We start from the raw sequence: 2,421 nt of genomic DNA, 5'->3' as shown, positions 1-2,421 counted from the left end.
TTTAGTATGTTGTTGTAGACCCGAAACCAGGTGACCTACCCATGTCCAGGATGAAGATGCGGTAAAACGCATTGGAGGTCCGAACCCGTGTCTGTTGAAAAAGGCTGGGATGAGGTGTGGGTAGCGGTGAAATTCCAAACGAACTTGGAGATAGCTGGTTCTCTCCGAAATAGCTTTAGGGCTAGCCTCGGAATTAAGAATCGTGGAGGTAGAGCCACTGTTTGGACTAGGGGCCCATCTCGGGTTACCAAATTCAGATAAACTCCGAATGCCATAGATTTATGTCCGGGAGTCAGACGATGAGTGATAAGATCCACCGTCGAAAGGGGAACAGCCCAGACCGCCAGTTAAGGTCCCTAAATATATGTTAAGTGGAAAAGGATGTGGAGTTGCATAGACAACTAGGATGTTGGCTCAGAAGCAGCCACCATTTAAAGAGTGCGTAATAGCTCACTAGTCGAGTGATTCTGCGCCGAAAATGTACCGGGGCTAAACATATTACCGAAACTGCGGGTGCCACGTAAGTGGCGCGATAGGAGAGCGTTCTAAGGGCGATGAAGGTAGACCGTGAGGACTGCTGGAGCGCTTAGAAGTGAGAATGCCGGTATGAGTAGCGAAAGACAGGTGAGAATCCTGTCCACCGAATGACTAAGGTTTCCTGGGGAAGGCTCGTCCACCCAGGGTTAGTCGGGACCTAAGGCGAGGCCGAGAGGCGTAGTCGATGGATAACAGGTTGATATTCCTGTACTAGGTTATATTTGTTTGAACGATGGAGGGACGCAGAAGGATAATGGATGCACACGACTGGAAATGTGTGTTTAAATCGTAAGTCTTGATAAGAGTTAAATGCTTTTATCTTTAAGGACAAGCGATGATGAGGACCGAAATATAAGTAGGGAAGTCCATGATTTCACGCTGCCGAGAAAAGCTTCTAGTGAGAATATACCTACCCGTACCGCAAACCGACACAGGTAGTCGAGGAGAGAATCCTAAGGTGTGCGAGAGAACTCTCGTTAAGGAACTCGGCAAAATGACCCCGTAACTTCGGGAGAAGGGGTGCTGACCGCAAGGTCAGCCGCAGTGAATAGGCCCAGGCGACTGTTTATCAAAAACACAGGTTTCTGCAAAATCGTAAGATGACGTATAGGGGCTGACGCCTGCCCGGTGCTGGAAGGTTAAAAGGATGGCTTAGCGTAAGCGAAGGTCAGAATTGAAGCCCCAGTAAACGGCGGCCGTAACTATAACGGTCCTAAGGTAGCGAAATTCCTTGTCGGGTAAGTTCCGACCCGCACGAAAGGCGTAACGATCTGGGCACTGTCTCAACGAGAGACTCGGTGAAATTTAAATACCCGTGAAGATGCGGGTTACCCGCGACAGGACGGAAAGACCCCATGGAGCTTTACTGTAGCTTGATATTGAGTGTTTGTGCAGCTTGTACAGGATAGGTAGGAGCCGTAGAAATCGGGACGCTAGTTTCGATAGAGGCGTTGGTGGGATACTACCCTCGCTGTATGACCACTCTAACTCGCACCACTAAGCGTGGTGGAAGACAGTGTCTGGCAGGCAGTTTGACTGGGGCGGTCGCCTCCTAAAAGGTAACGGAGGCGCCCAAAGGTTCCCTCAGAATGGTTGGAAATCATTCGCAGAGTGTAAAGGCAGAAGGGAGCTTGACTGTGAGACTAACAGGTCGAGCAGGTACGAAAGTAGGGCTTAGTGATCCGGTGGTTCCGCATGGAAGGGCCATCGCTCAACGGATAAAAGCTACCCTGGGGATAACAGGCTTATCTCCCCCAAGAGTCCACATCGACGGGGAGGTTTGGCACCTCGATGTCGGCTCATCGCATCCTGGGGCTGTAGTCGGTCCCAAGGGTTGGGCTGTTCGCCCATTAAAGCGGTACGCGAGCTGGGTTCAGAACGTCGTGAGACAGTTCGGTCCCTATCCGTCGCGGGCGCAGGAAATTTGAGAGGAGCTGTCCTTAGTACGAGAGGACCGGGATGGACATACCGCTGGTGTACCAGTTGTTCCGCCAGGAGCATCGCTGGGTAGCTATGTATGGATGAGATAAACGCTGAAAGCATCTAAGTGTGAAACTCGCCTCGAGATGAGATTTCCCATTTCTTTATGAAAGTAAGACCCCTCAAAGATGATGAGGTAGATAGGTTAGAAGTGGAAGTACGGTGACGTATGGAGCGGACTAATACTAATCGGTCGAGGACTTAACCACGAAGTGGTGTCCGGTAGAAAAAATAAAATAAACGATAATATTCAGTTTTGAGAGATCAAGCATTTCTCAGAAAAATAAGTGTGGTGGCGATAGCGCAGAGGATACACCTGTACCCATGCCGAACACAGAAGTTAAGCTCTGTAGCGCCAAAAGTAGTTGGGGGATCGCTCCCTGCGAGGATAGGACGTCGCCATGC

2 rRNA genes are annotated in these 2,421 nt (G+C 50.2%); both read left to right on the top strand.

Features of this window, described 5'->3' with window-relative positions:
- Window positions 1-2,225, top strand: a 23S ribosomal RNA gene (locus JOC59_RS09195); the annotation flags it as partial.
- Window positions 2,226-2,304: 79 nt separating this feature from the next.
- A 5S ribosomal RNA gene (rrf, locus tag JOC59_RS09190) occupies window positions 2,305-2,421 on the top strand.

It is taken from the genome of Periweissella beninensis (assembly GCF_016908275.1).
In the GTDB taxonomy this organism is placed as follows: Bacteria; Bacillota; Bacilli; order Lactobacillales; family Lactobacillaceae; genus Periweissella; species Periweissella beninensis.
Note: the sequence above shows the minus strand (reverse complement) of the source record. Positions and strands in the feature narration are given on the sequence as shown.